Annotated in this window: 8 protein-coding genes; 3 read left to right on the forward strand and 5 right to left on the reverse strand. The window is 65.9% G+C overall.

Annotated features, from left to right (window positions below; all coding sequences use genetic code 11):
• Nucleotides 1-26: 26 nt before the first annotated feature.
• The 5 genes from upp to AC6H0W_RS03965 form a co-directional block, all read right to left on the reverse strand.
• Nucleotides 27-659, reverse strand: a complete 633-nt coding sequence (gene upp / locus AC6H0W_RS03945) for a uracil phosphoribosyltransferase (protein WP_497575817.1) — start codon at nucleotides 657-659, stop codon at nucleotides 27-29.
• Between the two features lie 83 nt (nucleotides 660-742).
• A complete protein-coding gene (locus AC6H0W_RS03950; protein ID WP_497575818.1) occupies nucleotides 743-3073 on the reverse strand; it encodes a putative bifunctional diguanylate cyclase/phosphodiesterase in 2331 nt (776 codons plus the stop codon).
• Between the two features lie 52 nt (nucleotides 3074-3125).
• Nucleotides 3126-3722 carry a methylamine utilization protein gene (locus AC6H0W_RS03955; RefSeq protein ID WP_497575819.1) on the reverse strand — a complete coding sequence of 199 codons (597 nt, stop codon included), beginning with the start codon at nucleotides 3720-3722 and terminating at the stop codon, nucleotides 3126-3128.
• A gap of 8 nt (nucleotides 3723-3730) precedes the next feature.
• Nucleotides 3731-4618: a DUF4394 domain-containing protein gene (locus AC6H0W_RS03960; RefSeq protein WP_497575820.1), complete on the reverse strand. Its 888-nt coding sequence runs from the start codon at nucleotides 4616-4618 to the stop codon at nucleotides 3731-3733.
• Nucleotides 4619-4934: 316 nt separating this feature from the next.
• Nucleotides 4935-8285, reverse strand: coding sequence for a VPA1262 family protein (locus AC6H0W_RS03965; protein ID WP_497575821.1), 3351 nt, complete (start codon nucleotides 8283-8285; stop codon nucleotides 4935-4937).
• Nucleotides 8286-8621: 336 nt separating this feature from the next.
• Here AC6H0W_RS03965 and recC point away from each other — a divergent pair, with 336 nt between their 5' ends.
• The 3 genes from recC to recD are packed head-to-tail and all read left to right on the forward strand — an operon-like array spanning nucleotide 8622 to nucleotide 17685.
• Entirely contained in the window at nucleotides 8622-12089 is a 3468-nt protein-coding gene (gene recC, locus AC6H0W_RS03970; RefSeq protein ID WP_497575822.1) for an exodeoxyribonuclease V subunit gamma, read from the forward strand.
• Nucleotides 12086-15703, forward strand: coding sequence for an exodeoxyribonuclease V subunit beta (gene recB, locus AC6H0W_RS03975; RefSeq protein ID WP_497575823.1), 3618 nt, complete (start codon nucleotides 12086-12088; stop codon nucleotides 15701-15703). The genes recC and recB overlap by 4 nt, the downstream gene beginning before the upstream one ends.
• A complete protein-coding gene (gene recD, locus AC6H0W_RS03980) occupies nucleotides 15700-17685 on the forward strand; it encodes an exodeoxyribonuclease V subunit alpha (RefSeq protein WP_497575824.1) in 1986 nt (661 codons plus the stop codon). The genes recB and recD overlap by 4 nt, the downstream gene beginning before the upstream one ends.
• The last annotated feature ends 461 nt before the right edge of the window (nucleotides 17686-18146 follow it).

An 18146-nucleotide genomic window follows, 5' to 3' on the forward strand; every position in this document is an offset into this window, starting at 1 on the left:
GCGCATGACCCGCCATGTCACAGCCGTCAGCCGAGCTTGGTGCCGAAGATCTTGTCGCCCGCATCGCCCAGGCCGGGAATGATGTAGCCGTGCTGGTCGAGGTGGCTGTCGATGCTGGCGGTGAAGATTTCAACATCGGGGTGGTGTTGCTGCATCAGCGCGATGCCCTCGGGCGCGGCCACCAGCACCAGCGCGCGAATCTGCCCGCAGCCATTGCGCTTGAGCATGTCGCAGGTGGCGACCAGCGAGCCGCCGGTGGCCAGCATGGGGTCGATGATGAGCGCCATGCGTTCGCCCAAGTGGCCGACGAATCGCTCGAAATACGGGGCGGGCTGCAGCGTCTCTTCGTTGCGCGCAATGCCCACCACGCTGACCTTGGCACTCGGGATCATGTCGAGCACGCCGTCGAGCATGCCCAGCCCGGCACGCAGAATCGGCACCACCGTGACCTTCTTGCCCTTGATCTGCTCCACCTCCACCGGCCCGGCCCAGCCCTGCAACGTGACCGTTTCCAGCGCGAAATCCTTGCACGCCTCGTAGGCCAGCAGGCGCCCGAGTTCGGCGGTAAGTTCGCGGAATTTCTTGGTGCTGATATCCGCTTCCCGCATCAGGCCGATCTTGTGGCGGACGAGCGGATGGGCGATTTCGTGGATGGGCATGGCTGCGTCGTCAAAGTGGGGGCGGGCGCCAGTGTACTACCGCGCGGCGCGCTGTCGGCGAGGGCGGATGCGTCGGAGTGGCTTCAGCCGCGCGATGCGCGCCAGTCGGCAAAGGCCTCGGCCGGCAGCGGGCGACTGATGTGATAGCCCTGCGCCTCATCGCAATCTAGCGCACGCAGGGCGCTCAGCGCGGCATCGTTCTCGACGCCTTCAGCCACCACGGTCAGGCCCAGGTTGTGTGCCAGATCAATGGTCGAGCGCACGATGGTGGCGTCCGACTCGTCGCTTTCCATGGCCATCACGAAGCTGCGGTCGATCTTCAGCTCATTCACTGGCAGGCGTTTGAGGTAGGCCAGCGATGAGTAGCCGGTACCGAAGTCGTCGATGGAGAGCTTGAAGCCGAGCGCCGACAGGTGGTTGAGCGTAGCCTCTGCGCGCTGCGGGTCGTCCATGATCGCGCTCTCGGTGATTTCCAGGCAGAAGCCTTCGGTGGGGGCATCGTGACGAGCACACAGTGCCGCGATGCGCGCGGGAAACTCGAGGTCGAGCAAGTCGCGCGTGGACAGATTCACCGCGATGCGCAGGCTGCCCTCGGCGGGCTGCAGGGCGCGCCATTGGCGGGCAGCCTGTTCGATCATCCACAGCGTGATGTGGCGGATGAAGCCGGTCTGCTCGGCGAAGGGGATGAATTCCATCGGCGGCACCAGGCCGCGTTCCGGGTGTTGCCAGCGCACCAGCGCCTCTGCCGCGACGACCTTGCCACCGGCCACGTCGATCTTGGGTTGCAGGTACAGACGCAGCTCATCGCGCTCCATCGCATGACGCAAGTCGGTCAGCAGCGACAGGGTCTGCGTGCTGGATGAATCCAGCGAGGCGTGGTAGCGCATGGCCTCGGTTGCACGCGATTTGGCCGCATGCATGGCGATTTCGGCGCGATTGAGCAGCAGGTCCGGCCCGTCGCCGTCGTGCGGCCAGCAAGCGATGCCGATGCCGGCACTGATATCCACCGTCTGCCCCGACAGCGCCAGAGGCAAGGCGAAGGCGAGCATGATTTCCGCGGCCTTGTCGGCGGCGGCAGCATCCCCCGCGCCGGCCAGAAGAATGGCGAATTCGTCGCCCGCGATGCGCGCAATGTGGTCTTGCCCGGAGACGATGCGTTCGGACAGGCGTTCGGCCACCGCGCACAGCAAGGCGTCACCGAAGTCGTATCCCAACACGTCATTGACGTGCTTGAACCGGTCCAGGTTGAGCACCAGCACGGAAAACGGCTGCCCTTGGGTGATGGCTTGGCCGAGCGACTCGCGGAACATCTCGCGGTTGGGCAGGCCGGTCAGGCGGTCCCAATAAGCCAGTCGGCGAATCTCGTTTTGCTGGCGCGCGATGCTCTCGCGCATGTGCTCGAACGATCGCCCCAACCGGCCTATCTCGTCATCACCCTTGCGCTTCAGGCTTGGCGTGGAGCTGTAGTCGCCGCGTTGCACTTGCTCGGTGAACGCAATCAGTTGGCGCAGCGGCAGGGTAACGTGCCGTGCCGTGATGGTGCTGCCGAAGGCGAACAGAAGAACACCCAGTGCGGTGATGGCCGCTAGCGTTACCTGCAGTTGCTTGTAAGGTTCGGTGACCTCGCTGATCGACCGCAAAAGAATGGCGTCGACGAAGTCTGGCGGGGCGTGCAGGTTCACCCGGCGTGCGAGCAGCACGTCGCCCTGTTCGTCGACGATCGTGCCTTTGCTCATGCCAACCAATGCTTGGGTGGTTTGCTCCTGCAGGGTACTCACGACCACGCGGGTCTGCCCCTTAATCGAGCTTTCGATGACCAAGTGCTGGGCGAGCAGCGCGTACATGTCATCGGCCAACGTACTGTCGATCGCAAATGCCATCATGATCCAGCCGATCAGCACGGGCGCGCGCACCGGCACGAGTACGAAGGTGTAGGGTTGCCCGTTTATCTGCTCGATGTGATACGCGGAGCCTTCCATTTGCAGAGACTCGAAAAGCTCTTCGCTGATGAGCGCGAAGGTCGCCGTAAGCTGCTCGGTCTCCATCGATTCACTGGTGGCCACCAGCTGCAGCCTGGGGTCGAACAGCGCGGTGATCTTCGCCCCGATCCGGTTGCCGTGATTCTCGAGGGCCGATCGAATCGTTTCCTGATCTGCGGAGGCGATGGCGGATCGGAAGCCGAAATCCGCCGCGAGTACGGACGTGCCTTGTCGCAAACGATCAGCATTTTGCTCGAGCACGCGTCGCAGTACCCGCTCGCCCACCTCAAGCTCGTGCGCCACTTGGCTTTGTGCGTTGTTGGTGATGGCTCCGCGCACCAGCGTGAAGCTGGCAAGTTGCAACAGCAACAGCAACACCAGCGACATGCCGACGATGCGCATCGCCAGCCCCATGTCGTGCCACGCCCGTTTCATTGCAAGACCCCGCGCGCGCAGTCTGCCCGGCCGAAACTGCGCAGCGGCACCCTCACGGGCGCACTCCTGCGAGATTGATGGTTGCCCGCGAGCCGCTTGCGGCGATCTGCACCGGCTGACTCACTGCAGGTGTGCCCGGCAGCATGCCGCGATGCCAGGCGCGCAGCGTGTAGGCTCCGGGTGGCACGTTGCGCAGTACCGCCGCACCGCCCGGATCTGCTTCCGTGTAGTAAGGCGTGTCGACGATGACCACCCACGCCACCATTTCGTCGTGGATGTTGCAGCCCAGTACGGCAACGCCGGCCGTATCGAACACCACCGGCTCGGTCGGCGTGCCGATATAGAGCTTCAACTCGAAGCGTTTGGCCGGCGAAAACGAATACACGTGGTGGCGCACGGTATCGCGGTTGGGGAAGTTCACCGCGGTGCCGCGCGTGATGATCAGTTGATCAGGCATGAACGTCTTGTTCTCCTGCCCGATTTCACTCTGTGTCAGCGGTTTTGCCGCGGCAGCCGCGCTCTTGGATTCCAGAAACACCACAGCGCCGGGGAGAACGACGTTACCCGCGCCCGTGACCGTCACGGCAAGCTCCGCCGCCGCGCTGGGCAGCGCCAGCGCGGCAAGCAGGGCCAGTAGCGCGCGGCGCACGTTCAGGCTCAGGGCTCGATGGCCATGCCCAGCAGCGGTGCTCCGCTGCCGATGGGGCCGATCGAGGTGGCTTTGCCGGTCTTCAGGTCGACGCGGTACAACTGCGTCACGCCGCTTTCGGACGGAATCGCCGCAAGCGCGGTGTTGCTCACGTCGGAGATGTCGAAATGCGCATCCTTGAACGGGCCGATACCCAGCCCGCCAATCGTCCTGAGCGTACCTGTGTTGGGAGACACCACCGGCTGTTGGCCTTCGATGGAGCCCTGGATCACCAGCGTGCCGTGTTTGGCATCGATCGCATAGTTGGTGGTGAGCTTGGCGTCGTTGGCGTTGTAGGTGTAGCCGGCGGCCACGATGTCGGGCGTTTGACCCGCATGGCCGTCATCGGCGGCGTAGGTGAGGGTGCCGTCCGCCTGGAAGCCGGCTTTGTCGCCTGAGGCGTCTACCGCTGCGCCGGTGTCCGGGTGCAGGCGCAGGTTGAAGCTCCCCGACACCACGCGAATGCGGTCGGCCGCCGGGTTGAAGTCAAAGCCATACTTGCCGGCCGGCAAGGCCACCGGCAGCTTGCCGTCACCCACCGGGCTCAGCGCGCCGCTGGTGGTATTGACGGTGTACAACTGCCCGCCGCTGCCCAGCGCGTACAGCACGCCACGCGCTACACGGTAATCAATGCCCAGCAGCGTCTCGCCAGCCGCCAGGCCGGTGAGTGGCGTGCTGTGTTGGACTGCTACCGGGTTGGCCGGGTCGAAGTGAATCAGCGAATGGTCTGCCGTCACCGCGAACACGCTGGTGGGCGCCTTGGACAATGCGCCGGGCGCAGCCACGGCGGCAGAGGCCGCGCAGAGGGCGACCGCACTGCAAGCGGCAACCGAGATGGAGCGAAGATTCAGGGTCATCAGGCTTCTCCTTTAGGTTCCACGTCCGATATTAGCATTCGGCGATTGATAAACTGCTTACGCCGGCTGCAGTTGGAAGCAGCTTCCCAATTCCCCGGCAATGCCCGGTATTCCCTGTGCATGAGCACCCCCGCAGGCTCCCCGTGTACCCCAGTAGAGCCGCCGCCTGGGCGGATGCCCGCGCCCGGAGTGTACCGAGGCGCTGCGCCACGTCCTCGTTGCGCGGATGAAACACCGCCTTATGGCGCCGCCCGAAGACGAGGTGCCATTGGCTAAAGCAGTTTGACTTTGCTGAAACAAAGTAGCCAGTCGTTGCTCATTCGCCAGATGCCAGAACGTCGCCAGTGCCAGTAATATTTTTGGCTAGGAGCTCCTCAATCTGGCCGACAAACTCAGCTAGTGCTCCCTGCTTGCCCGCGCTCTCCGACCGCCAATCGTCCATCGACCTAGCCATGGCCAGTTCACTGGCATCCCGCACCAATTGATCCAGTTCGCAATTCGTGATGCTGCGCTCGATCAGGTAGTACTGCGCCCACTTTGCGAACGCCAATAACCACATAGAGACCGTTAGTGCCCGGTCCCAACGTGTCCAGTTGGAGGTGCTGGCAAGGGGCTGTTGCACGATCTGCCTCTGTCGCTTCAGAATCGCTTGCATCGATTTCAGGCTGGTCTGTTGCCGCTCGGAACTGCCGTATGCGAAGAGATATGCGGCGATGTTGGTCGTCTGGCCCTCGCGCGCTGGGTCAAACATTAGCGGCTGGTCTTTCGGCTTGGAGTTGAGCATGCCGACCAGCTCCAAAATCCATATGTCGTGTGCGTCATCGGTGTTGGCGCGATCATTTCGCAACATGGGCAATACAACATCGCGAAAAAGCCACGGCTCGGCCCATGCCAGCTTCCCCATGTGTCCGCGCATGGAGTCGACCAGACGTTTCAGTTCGTTCGTGGAGATCTTTGCCGGCAGTGATTCGTGTATTGCCGTGATTAGCCCCCGACAGACTTCGGTGTTCTCTGGATTCCGTGCTGCGCGCTGAATCATCCACCCCAGAGCGCGCACTCGGTCCGGATCGGTGAAGGCTGCAACCAACTGCTGCACTGTGCCGAGGCCTCCCGGCTTCTCCAGCAGCTTCTCAATCGCATTCAGTCCCATCCATTGCAGAAGACCATTGCTGCTGCGAACGAGCCGGTTTTGCTGCTCCCTGCTGATGTCGAATTCCACTGACAGCGAAATCTCGCTGACGATTTGGCTCAACAAGGACAGCCGCACCACATCCTGGCTTTGAGGTTCCGCTGGTACGCGGACCATTTGGCTTTCGATGGTCGTAAGCAGGGCATCTGGGGCATGCCACCACAAAAACTTGATGGCGAAATACTCCGACCAAGTCAGGGCAGCGAATTTTGTCGTATGGAATAAGTGATGCGGTTGATAGGGGCTGTGTAGCAGCGTCTCGACCGATTCCCTAAAAAGTCGGGCGTCCGTCACGGCCAACTCCCTATCTAACTCGTTGTGCGCCCGATTGAACGATGTCTCGAGGAACCACGCAAGGAATTCCAGAAAGGCAGGGTTGGATTCGACCTCGTCAAAGCGGCTGTCCCCGGCAGGTGAGTGTGCAAGTACTTCGCCGAGAACCTCCCATGTGTCCTTGAAGTCTGTGAATTCGGCTGGTTGCTGGGCAAGACAGTTGCGCAGGCCGGGAGTCTCTGGAAGCGCTAGCGAGTCGTCTTTGAGCAGGTTAAGCGCAGCCATCTGCGCTTTCAAAGGGCCACCGCTCAAACGCCGCAGCGACGACTCGCCGGTCCATACACTCAGCACGTCGCCTGCCAGGGCTCTCTCAAGGAAGCGTAGTGGCTCGTAGCGTCGCTTCGCCTTCGGCAGCTCCGTGGAGTCGAACAGAGGCCGCATGGAGTGATTCTCGGCGTCATCTTTGTGCTGAGCGGACTTTGCCTCAAGCAGTAGCCCAACTTTGTATTTCTCGACTTCGAGCAGGACATCCGATGGGATCGGGGTGACTAACAATGGATGTTTTTGGGCCGCACTCTGAAACGAGTTGGACAGATTGAAACCTGCGATCGGCAACTTGTCTGGCCCCATGATGAGTATGTACCGATCATGTAATCGCCGTTCCTTCATACCGTAGATGCGCAGCTTGATACGTTGCAGTAGGTGGCGGCTCTGCTCACAGTTCGCCAGGAGATTATTGCTCTGGTCCGGGGTGGGCTTTTCCGATTCGCCCGGCAAGGCTTCGTCCGCCTTGGATGGATTGGGTAGGGATGTGAAGACGATATAGTCGGCCTTCGGTGCCGCACAGAGAGACAGCAGACGCAAGCCGACGGTATCGAAGTAGGGATCGAAAATGACAACTTGGTGTTGCTGGTGCCTGGCCAGCAGCGCTCTGAACCATTCCACGAATTGCAACCGCCCCTCGCCGTCGCCCTGGCCCCAACGTAGGAAAAATCGCCCCTCCGATTTCGGTGGATGGAGGCGTGCAAAAAGGGATATGAGCCCCCGGTTGGCCGGAACCCAAGGATCCGAATCACGCCCACCTATGCGGCTGGCAAGTCCCATGTCGCCGCGATTGATCGTCAGCGCTGCCTTCGCACGCGTCGAGAGAGCTGGCTTAACGGTCTTTTCAAGCCAATCAAATTTGACTGAGCTAGTGCCATGCCCCACCCCATGCCCCTGAAAGTGGATCTCACGAACGTATCCGATCCGCCATCGGCAACACAACGTGCCTTCGTAGGCAGTGTCGCCACGGAATCCGAATATCTCTAGCTCGGTGCTGTCAGCTATATCACGCAGTGGTTTGCCCAATTCGAACTTGCACTCGAACACGTTGTTCTCATCGGGCTTTGCTGTGTTGATGCCCGAGTAGACGATTTGACCGTCGTTTGTAATGCACAGGCGAAACTGGAAGCTACTGAAATTCGGCATCTGCATTGGATTGAACCGGGCGACCAGGGTGCGCGGCGCATCGATCCAGCTTGTGCTCAGCAGGGGCCGTTCCTGATCGTCTAGCGCAGGAAAAACCAGCAGCTCTAGGTCGCCGAAGCGGACGGTGTCCGCGCCACCGAAGTCCAGACCTGTATCAGCGTTGAGGTGCTTGACCAGCGATTCGGTCAAGGCGACGTCGTAGTCCTGCCCCACGCGGAACAGCGCCCCCTTGTCGGGCTGGCTGATAGAAGCGCTGAAGGCTCCTGCTCCGCCATGCGGGCTGGAGGGCGAATGCCGCTCATACGCATCGCGGTTGAGTAGGTAAGCGACTGGGCGGTAGATCAAGTTATCAGCGGCAAGTGCGGTCGATCCGAAGCGCGTTTTCAGGTTCTCCGAGAGCTCAATTTCTAGGTCGTCACTGATGGCGGAAATGGTCCTTCCGTTGCTTAGGTGCCGCAGAAGTTCTGAGCAGCCGGCACTTTTGATATACAAATTGAGGCGGATAACTTGCGTCTGGACTTGTCCGGTGGTTTGGAAGCTGTCTCGGTCTGGCGCCGACCAGCGATCGTTTGAGTGGGAGTAGGGGAGTAGGCGACCGTAGACGATGCGATTTTCAATAGATTGCTCGGATTTGATCTGAAGGATCCACAACTGCAGCGCGCAGTGGCGTGCTTCCTTCGAGAACAGCCGCGTTAGCCTGCCGTCGTTGAGTAGGTCATCTAGTACAGGAGCCATCCTTTTCCTTGCGCGTGCTGTTCTGCTTACTTCGCGGTGCTCAACATAGCGTACCTTTTTAGCATTTAGCCTGACGCTTTGTGGCGTTCACAAAACCAGTGTTGAGAGGCCTCATTTCGTAGTTCGTTGGAAATTTTGGGTCTATTTAGGCCCTATGCGGGGGCTGAATCTCCCGTCCGCTGCATTTATTCGACACCACGCTGTTCATGATTTGGCTGCCGGCGAGGCGGTGGTTGCCGGCATGACGAATGTCCGCCATGGATGGCGCGCGCCAAGTTGCTCCTTGTCGGCAGGCGTGCGACACGGCCTGTCGTGTATGTCCGGTATCCTTCACGAATGTCCCCTTCGTCCCACCTTTCGCCCGGCTTGATCCTCGTGCACGGCAACCGTGCCGAGGCGCTGCGCGACGTGCTGGTGGCGTGGATGAAGCACCACCCGCTGGCGCCGCTGGAAGACGAGGTGGTGCTGGTGCAGAGCAACGGCATTGCGCAGTGGTTGCGGTTGGCGCTTGCGGATGAGCGGGAAGGCGGGTGCGGAATTGCGGCGGCGATGCGTTTTGATCTACCGTCGCGCTTTTTCTGGCGTGTGTATCGCGCGGTGCTGGGCCGGGATGCGGTTCCGGAGGTTTCCCCGCTGGATGAATCGCGGCTGGTGTGGCGCCTGATGCGTTTGCTGCCGGAGTTGCTGCGTGATCCGGTGTATGCGCCGCTGGCGCGTTTTCTGGCCGACGATACCGACGTGCGCAAGCGCTTTCAGCTGGCTGGTCGTCTGGCCGACTTGTTCGATCAATATCAGGTGTACCGCGCGGATTGGCTCGCCGCCTGGGCGGCGGGTGATGACGTGTTGCCCGCCTTGCGCGGTCAGCCAGCGGCCTTGCCCGCAGACCAGTTGTGGCAGCCCGCGCTGTGGCGCGCCTTGTGTGGTGATCTGAGCGAGGCCGGCTTGCCAACTACCGGCGGGCGCGCGGCGGTGCATGAGCGCTTCATGGAGGCGGTGGAAGCGCTGGGCGATGCCCGGCCGGCGGGCATGCCGCGCCGTGTGCTGGTGTTCGGCATCTCGTCGCTGCCGCAGCAGTCGCTCGAAGTGCTGGCCGAGATGGCGCGTTGGTCGCAGGTGCTGATGTGTGTGCACAACCCCTGTGAGCATCACTGGGCCGACATCGTGCAGGGGCGCGAATTGCTGCGCCGCGAGCGCGCCAGCCGCCAGAGCCGGCGCGCCGGCTTTCCGGACGACCCGGCTGAAGACGCCTTGCACATCCACGCCCACCCGTTGCTGGCGGCGTGGGGGCGGCAGGGGCGCGACTTCATCGCGCTGCTCGATACGCACGACGATGCCACGGCGCGCAGTGCGCATGCCGAGGCGCTCGGCCACATCGGCCAGCGCATCGACCATTTCGTGCCGACCGGCGGCGACACCGTGCTGGCGCAGTTGCAGGACGACATCCGCGACCTGCGCCCCCTGGCCGAAACCCGCGAGCGCTGGCCGGCGGTCGCGCCGGATGACGGCTCCGTGGTGTTCCACGTGGCGCACGGCCCGCAGCGCGAGGTCGAGATTCTGCATGACCGCCTGCTGGCGGCGTTCGATGCCGACCCGACTTTGCGCCCGCGCGACATCATCGTGATGGTGCCGGACATCGACGCCTACGCGCCGCACGTGCGTGCGGTGTTCGGCCTGCATGACAAGGACGACCCGCGGCGCATTCCGTTCTGCCTGGCCGACCAGGGGCGCCGTGCAATCGACCCGCTGGTGCAGGGGCTGGAACTGCTGCTCGGCCTGCCCAATGCGCGCGTCACCGCCAGCGACGTGCTCGATTTGCTCGACGTGCCCGCGCTGCGCCGCCGCTTTGGTCTGGACGAGGCCGATCTGCCCACGCTGGCACGCTGGATTCGCGGCGCCAACGTGCGTTGGGGTCTGCACGCCGAGCATCGCGAAAGCCTCGGCTTGCCGGCCGGCAGCGACGCAGCCGATCACTCGTGGTTGTTCGGCCTGCGGCGCATGTTGCTGGGCTATGCCGCAGGCGGCGAGGTGGCGTGGCAGGGCATCGAATCGCACGGCGAAATCGGCGGGCTGGATGCCGCATTGCTTGGCCCGCTGGCGCAGCTCGTGGCGCGCCTGGATGCCGCATGGCATAGCCTGCGCACGCCGGCCTCGCCGGATGAGTGGGCGGCGCGCCTGTCGCAACTCATGGCGGATTTTTTTGACACGCAGGATGACGCCGAAGCCGCGCTGACGGTCGAGCGCCTCGACACGGCGCTGGCCGAATGGCGCGCAGCCTGCGCTGAAGCTGGCCTCACCGAGGCCTTGCCGCTGGCGGTGGTGGCCGAGCAATGGATGAGCGCGCTCGATTCCGGTGGCCTCACGCAGCGTTTTTTTGCCGGCGCGGTGACCTTCGCCACGCTGATGCCGATGCGCGCCATCCCGTTCCGCCACGTGTGCCTGCTCGGCATGAACGACGGCGATTACCCGCGCACCCGCACGCCGCTGGATTTCGACCTGATGGGCCGCGCCGGCCAATACCGACCCGGCGACCGCTCGCGCCGTGAGGACGACCGCTACCTGTTTCTCGAAGCGCTGCTGTCGGCGCGCGACGTGCTGTACGTGTCGTGGGTGGGGCGCGGCATCACCGACAACGCCGAGTTGCCGCCGTCGGTGCTGGTTGGCCAATTGCGTGACCACCTCGCCGCTGGCTGGGGCTGGCGCGAGGGGGATGCGCTGCTTGCGCGGCTCACCGTCGAACACCCGCTGCAGCCCTTCAGTGCGCGCTATTTCGGGGGTGACGCGGGCTTGTTCACCTACGCTCGCGAGTGGCGCGCGGCGGCGCCCAAGGCGCCCGCACATGGCGTGCTCGCGCCCGTGGAGCGTGATGCACCGCTGACGCTCGACGAGTTGCAAGGCTTTCTGCGCGACCCGGTGGCGGCGTTCTTCCGCGACCGCCTGGGGGTAAGTTTTGGTGAGGCCGACATGGTCGGCGAAGACGTCGAGCCGTTCAGTGCCGACGGCTTGGCGCGCTGGCGCTTCGAGGATGCCCTGATCACCGCGCAGGTGCGTGCCGTGGCCGCTGGCGAAGACCCGGTGCGCGCCCGCGAGGACGTGCTGGCGCGTCTGGGCCGGCGCGGCGAATTCGCACCCGGCGCCTTCGGCGCGCTGTTTGCCGAAGAGCTGGTGGCGCCGATGGACGAGCTGGTGGCGCGCTACCGCGCGGCGCTGGCCGAGTGGCCCGAGGTGCTTGAAGACATGGCAGTGGATGTTGCCACCGACATCGACGGCCGTCGCATCGAATTGGCCGACCGTCTGGGCGGCCTGCGCTGCGACGCTGAGGGCGCGCGCGGGCGCATCGTGGTCGAACGCAGCGCGCTGGTCGAGACCAAGCGCCGTGGCTACCGCCCGCACGTGGTGTGGCGCCATTGGGTTGCCCATCTGGCGGCGCAGCTTGCCGCCCCCACCGAAACCCTGCTGCTGGCCGCGCGCGGCGAAGTGCGGCTGGCGCCGCTGGATGCCCACACCGCCGAGTCGCGGCTGGCCGCGCTGCTGCGCGCGTGGGACGCAGGCCTGCGCCTCCCCTTGCCGTTGGCCGTGCGCAGCGGTTTTGCCTGGCTCGGTGCGAAGCAGGAAGTCCGCGACGTCCGCGCGCGCGATGCCTACGAAGGCGGCTTCCAGCATGCCGGTGAGCGCGGTCAGAGCCCTCATCTGGCGCGCGCCTGGCCGGATTTTGACGCGCTGCAGGCGGGGGGCTTCGAAGACTGCGTGGCCGCCTTGCTGGCGCCGCTGCACGTTGCCATGCCCGGCCACAAGGAGGAAGCATGAGCGACACCGCGATTGCCCTCGACCCCTTCCATTTTCCGCTGTTCGGCAGCCGCTTGATCGAGGCCGGCGCCGGCACCGGCAAGACCTGGACGATTGCCGCCTTGTACGTGCGGTTGGTGCTGGGCCACGGCGGCGAGGCCGCGTTTGCGCGCGAGCTCGACCCGCCCGACATCCTCGTGGTGAGCTTCACAGAGGCGGCCACCGCCGAGCTGCGCGACCGCATTCGCCGCCGCCTGACCGAAGCCGCCACGGCCTTCGAATGGCCAGACAGCCCGGCCGACGACTTTCTCGCGACCTTGCGCGCGTCGTACCCGCCTGAGATGCTGCCGGGCCGTGCGCGCCGGCTGCGGTTGGCCGCCGAATGGATGGACGAGGCGCCGGTATCCACCATTCACGCGTGGTGCCGCCGTGTGCTGGCCGAGCACGCTTTTGACAGCGGCAGCCCCTTCACCCTCACGCTCGAAGCCGACGGGCGCGAGCTCAGGCAAGAGGCCGTGCGCGACTGGTGGCGCTGTCACATGGTGCCGCTCGACGCCGCCGCCGCGGCTGAAAGCCGGCTGTGGTGGCCCACGCCGGAAGCCATCGCGAGCGACCTGAAAGACCTGCTCAAGCACGCCGATGCCTTGCCGCCGGCAGAGTCGCCGGCCATCACCATCGCTGCCGCGCAGAGCGAGCGTGCGCAGCGCCTGACTGCGCTCAAGGCGCCGTGGCCGGCGTGGGTGGCCGAGTTGCGCGAGTTGCTCGACAGCGCACGTGTGGCCAAGGCCATCGACGGCACCCAACTCAAAAAAAACAACTACGACGCTTGGTTGGCTGCCTTGGAAGCCTGGGCCAATGATCCCTCCGTGGTGTGGCCGCAAATATCCGATAAGGCGTGGCACAGGCTGTCCGCCGCTGGCATCGCTGAGATATGGAAAAGCGGCGAGCCGCCCGCCCATCCGGCGTTTGAGGCTATCGCGGGCTTGATCGAAGCGCTCGCAGCGCTGCCCAGTGCGCGCCTTGATGTGCTGCGCCACGCCGCCCGCTGGGTGGCGGCGCGCTTCGACGCCGAAAAGCGTCGCCGTGCCGAGATTGGGTTCGACGACCTGCTGGCGCGGCTCGACGAAGCGCTGGCTGGGCCCAACGGCGAGCGGCTGGCGGCGCGCATCCGCGAGAAATTCCCGGCCGCGCTGATCGACGAATTCCAGGACACCGACCCGGTGCAGTACCGCATCTTCGATGCCGTGTACCGCGTTGCGCGCTCCGAGCCCGACAGCGTGCTGGTGCTCATCGGCGACCCCAAGCAGGCCATCTACGCCTTCCGCGGCGCCGACATCCACACCTATCTGGTGGCGCGGCGCGACTGCGCCGGGCGGCTATATACGCTCAACCGCAACTTCCGCTCGGCCGCCGGCATGGTGGCGGCGGTGAATCGCTGCTTCGAGCACGCCGAGCGCACTGCGCCGGAAGGCGCCTTCCTGTTCCGCGGCGCAAGCGGTAACCCGGTGCCGTTCACCCCGGCGGAGTCGCAGGGGCGGGGCGAGGTGTTGGAGTGCCACGGCCAGCCCGAAGCCGGGCTGCGGCTATGGACCTTGCCGCGTGAAGACGACGCGCGGCCCGCCGCCAAGGCCGGTGATCTGGCCGACATGGCCGCGGCCTGCGCCACGCGCATCCGTGCCTTGCTTGCCGCCGGGCGCGACGGCAGCGCCGGCTTCCGCTCATCGCAGGGCTTTGCGGCGCTGCGCCCGGAGCACATCGCGGTGCTGGTGAATGACCGCATCGAAGCCGCCGCCGTGCGTGCCGCACTGGACGTGCGCAGCGTGCGCAGCGTGTATCTGTCGGCCAACGATTCGGTGTTCGCCACCGCCCAGGCGGCCGAGGTGCAGCACTGGCTCGAAGCCTGCGCCGAGCCCGATTCGCCGCGCGGCGTGCGCACCGCGCTGGCCACTGCCACCTTGGGCCGCGACTGGGCCGCGCTGGATGCACTGGACCGCGACGAGCAGGCGTGGGAAGACTGCGTGCTGCGCTTTCGCGGCTACCGCGACGTGTGGCGCCGCGAGGGCGTGCTGCCGATGCTGCGCCGCCTGCTCGGCGACCACGACGTGCCGGCGCGCCTGCTGGCCGTACCGGGCGGCGAGCGTGTGCTGACCGACGTGCTGCACCTGGCCGAACTGCTGCAACAGGCCAGCCACACGCTGGACGGCGAACACGCGCTGATCCGCCATCTGGCCGTCGAGCGTGACGACGCCGCGCGCGGCGCCAACGACGACACGCGCCAGATGCGGCTCGAAAGCGATGCCGATCTGGTGCGCGTGATCACCGTGCACAAATCCAAGGGGCTGGAGTACCCGCTGGTGTTCCTGCCCTTCGGCTGCGCGGCACGGCCGGTGGATGGCAAGCACCTGCCGCTGGTGTGGCACGACGATGCCGGCCGCCGCCACGTCTCGCTCGAATCCGAACCCACCGCCCGCATGCGCGCCGACCGCGCGCGGCGTGCCGAAGACGTGCGCAAGCTGTACGTGGCACTCACGCGTGCGCGCCACGTCACGTGGGTGGGCGTCACACCCGAGCGCAGCTTGGCTGACAGCGCCTTTGCGCATCTGCTGGGCGCGCCCGAGGCGCCGCTGCACGAGCGCCTGATTGCGCTGCGCGGTGGTTGCGAGCACATCCTCGTCGAGCCCGCGCCGCCACCCGACGCCGAGCGCCTGCCGCCCGAGCAGGATGGCTTCGAGGCGCGCGCCGCGCGCGTGCCGGCGGCGCATCCGCGCGAGCCGTGGTGGATAGCCAGCTATTCGGCGCTGCGCACCACCGGCGGTACGCCTGATACGCCCTCCGAAGACGTTTTCCGGGAGGCGCTGGCGGAGGCTGCGGTGGAGCTTGCGCCGGCCCGGCCCGCGCCGGGCAGCGTGCATGCCTTCCCGCGCGGTGCGGCGGCGGGCACCTTTCTGCACGATCTGCTCGAGTGGGCGGCGCGCGAAGGCTTTGCCGACATCGCTGCGGATGCGCCGCGCCTGCGTGCCGAGGTCGAACGCCGCACCGCGCCGCGCGGCTGGAGTGAGTGGGTGGCGCCGCTCACCAACTGGCTGCAGGCGCTGATGCGCACGCCGCTGCCCTTGCCGGGTGGCGCCGCCTGCGCCCTCGTCGAGCCGCGCACGCTCAGCCCCGAGCTGGAGTTCTGGCTGTCGGCCGGCCGCGTGGATACGCGTGCGCTCGACCGCCTGGTGTGCCAGCACACGCTGGACGGGGCAGCGCGCCCGGCGCTGGAGCCGGCGCAGCTTTCGGGCATGCTCAAGGGCTTCATCGACCTCGTGTTCGAGCACGACGGGCGCTATTACGTCATCGACTACAAATCCAACTGGCTCGGTCCGGATGACGCGGCCTACACGCCGCAGGCCATGCGCGCCGCAGTGCTGGATGCGCGCTACGAATTGCAATACGTGCTGTACCTGTTCGCCTTGCATCGCCAACTGCGCGTGCGCCTGCCGGGCTACGACTATGACCGCCACATTGGCGGCGCGGCGTATGTGTTTCTGCGCGGCATCGACGCCGAATCGCGCGGCGTGCATGTCGAGCGCCCGCCGCGCGCGCTGATCGAGGCGCTCGATGCCTTGTTTTCTACCGAGGTGCCGGCATGATTCCGTGCCTGTCTGCCGCGCCGCTGCCGCAGCGCCCGGCCACCGAAATCGCCGCCCGCATCGAAGCCTGGGCCGAGCGCGGCTGGCTGCGCCCGCTCGACGCGGCGTTTGCCGGCTTTCTGTGGCGCGAGGTGCCCGAGGCGCCGGGCTTGTTGCTGCTTGCCGCCGCGCTGGCCAGCCATCAGCTTGGGCGCGGCCATGCCTGCCTTGATCTTGACGCCACGTTGCGCGACCCCGACTTTGCGCTGTCGCTGCCGCCCGACGGCGCCGCGTTGGACGACGGTACCCCGCGCGATGTGCTGGCCGGCGTGGATGTCGCCGCCTGGCGTGCGGCATTGGCGCACCCGCAACTGGTTGGCGCCGCCGAGGGTGAAACCCCGCTGGTGCTCACCGGCAACCGTCTGTACCTGCGCCGTTACTGGCGCTTCGAGCAGGCCGTGATGGCCGCCATCAGCGCGCGCATCCAGCGCCCGCCGGCCTTGCCGGCGGCCAGTGTGCGCCAGGTGCTCGATACGCTGTTTCCGCCGTCCGAGGGCATCGATTGGCAGAAGCTCGCGTGTGCGCTGGCGGCGCGCAGCGCATTCTCGGTGATCACCGGCGGCCCCGGCACCGGCAAGACCACCACCGTCGTGCGCCTGCTGGCCGTGCTGCAATCGCTCGCGCTGCAGGCCGACCCGCTGCGGCCGCTGCGCATCCGTCTTGCCGCGCCCACCGGCAAGGCCGCGGCGCGGCTGAATGCGTCCATCGGCGGCGCGCGGGCCATGCTGCAGCTCGAAGATGAAGCCGTGCGTGAGCACATCCCCACCACCGTCACCACGCTGCACCGCCTGCTCGGCGCACGGTCGGATTCGCGCGCCTTCCGCCACGACGCCGACCACCCGCTGGCGCTCGACGTGCTGGTGGTGGATGAAGCCTCGATGATCGACCTCGAAATGATGGCCGCCGTACTGGCCGCACTGCCTCTCACGGCGCGGCTGGTGCTGCTGGGCGACCGTGATCAGCTCGCCTCGGTCGAGGCCGGTGCGGTGCTGGGCGTGTTGGCGGCACAGGCGCGCGAGGCGCGTTATCTGCCGGACACCGCCACGTGGCTGATGGAGGCCAGCGGGCAGAGGTTGCCCGCCGAGTTCATCGACATCGCCGGCACGCCGCTCGACCAGAGCATCGCCATGCTGCGCCAGTCGCGCCGCTTCGACGCCGACAGCGGAATCGGCCGCCTTGCCGATGCGGTGAATGCCGGCGACGTGGCCGCCGTGCGCGCGGAACTGGCCAGCACGCGTGACGACCTTGCCGCCCACACCGGCGCGGGGGCGGAGTCCGCGCTGCGCCGTCTGGTGCTCGACGCTTGCCGGCCGTGGCTGGGGTTGGTGCATGAAGGTGCCCCGGTGGCCGGTGACGAGGCATTCGACGCGTGGGCGCGCAGTGTGCTCGACGCCCACGCCGGCTTTCAGGTGCTGTGCGCCGTTCGGCGCGGCGAGTGGGGCGTTGAAGGGCTCAACCGCCGCATCGCGCGCTGGCTTTCGGAGGGCGGGCTGCTGGCTTCCGGCCCGGAATGGGTCGCCGGCCGACCAGTGCTGGTCACGCACAACGACTACGGCCTGGGGCTGATGAACGGCGACATCGGCGTGACGTTGCCGCGTCGCGACGCCGACGGCCGCGAAACCTTGCGCGTGGCCTTCGTGGCCGGCGACGGATCGGGCCGCGTGCGCTGGGTGCTGCCGAGCCGCTTGCGCGCGGTCGAGACGGTGTTCGCGATGACGGTGCACAAGTCGCAGGGCTCGGAGTTCGGGTCGGTGGCACTGGTGTTGCCGGATACGGTCAGCCCGATCCTGACGCGCGAATTGCTGTACACCGGTATCACGCGGGCACGCACGCACCTGGCCTTGATCGATCCGGGTGATCGGCGGGTGCTGGATGCCGCCGTCACACGGCGGGTGCTGCGGGCGAGTGGTTTGGATGCATTGCATTCGGGCGAGGGTTTTTGACTGCCACAGCCACAGCCACAGCCACAGCAACCGCAGCCGCAGCCGCAAATCCGGGCGTTTGAAGGTCAGCGTTCTTCAGTCTGCTTCGGCTTTGGTGTGATCGCTTTTCGTTGTTTTGGGGTGAGTTCGTTGTGTTGGTCTCGACCGGCCGGGACTCGCCCCGGCGGGCGACCTACTTTCTTGGTGCACCCCAAGAAAGTAGGCAAAGAAGGGTGCCCCGCATCCGCGCCCCTTCGGGGTTCCCTCGCTTCGAGGGATTTCGCCGGCCGGTCCTGAACTCGCTTCGCTCGAACAGCAGGACCGGACTTCCCCGTCGAAATCCCCCTGCGCTCGGCGCTTCTGAGGGGAGGATGGGTGCGCGCGGTGCGGCTCGTTTCTTGGTTTGGATTCCTCGGGTGCGTCGTGTCGGAGTGCCGGGCGTGCCGCGGGCACTCCGGTTCTACCGTCATTGCGAGGAGCGC

Source organism: Pseudazoarcus sp. NS20, from assembly GCF_059703745.1.

Coding starts and splice junctions, on each gene's coding strand:
- recB (WP_497575823.1), top strand. CDS start 12,086: ATGAGCGACACCGCGATTGCCCTCGACCCCTTCCATTTTCCGCTGTTC.
- AC6H0W_RS03960 (WP_497575820.1), bottom strand. CDS start 4,618: ATGACCCTGAATCTTCGCTCCATCTCGGTTGCCGCTTGCAGTGCGGTC.
- AC6H0W_RS03965 (WP_497575821.1), bottom strand. CDS start 8,285: ATGGCTCCTGTACTAGATGACCTACTCAACGACGGCAGGCTAACGCGG.
- upp (WP_497575817.1), bottom strand. CDS start 659: ATGCCCATCCACGAAATCGCCCATCCGCTCGTCCGCCACAAGATCGGC.
- recD (WP_497575824.1), top strand. CDS start 15,700: ATGATTCCGTGCCTGTCTGCCGCGCCGCTGCCGCAGCGCCCGGCCACC.
- recC (WP_497575822.1), top strand. CDS start 8,622: ATGTCCCCTTCGTCCCACCTTTCGCCCGGCTTGATCCTCGTGCACGGC.
- AC6H0W_RS03950 (WP_497575818.1), bottom strand. CDS start 3,073: ATGAAACGGGCGTGGCACGACATGGGGCTGGCGATGCGCATCGTCGGC.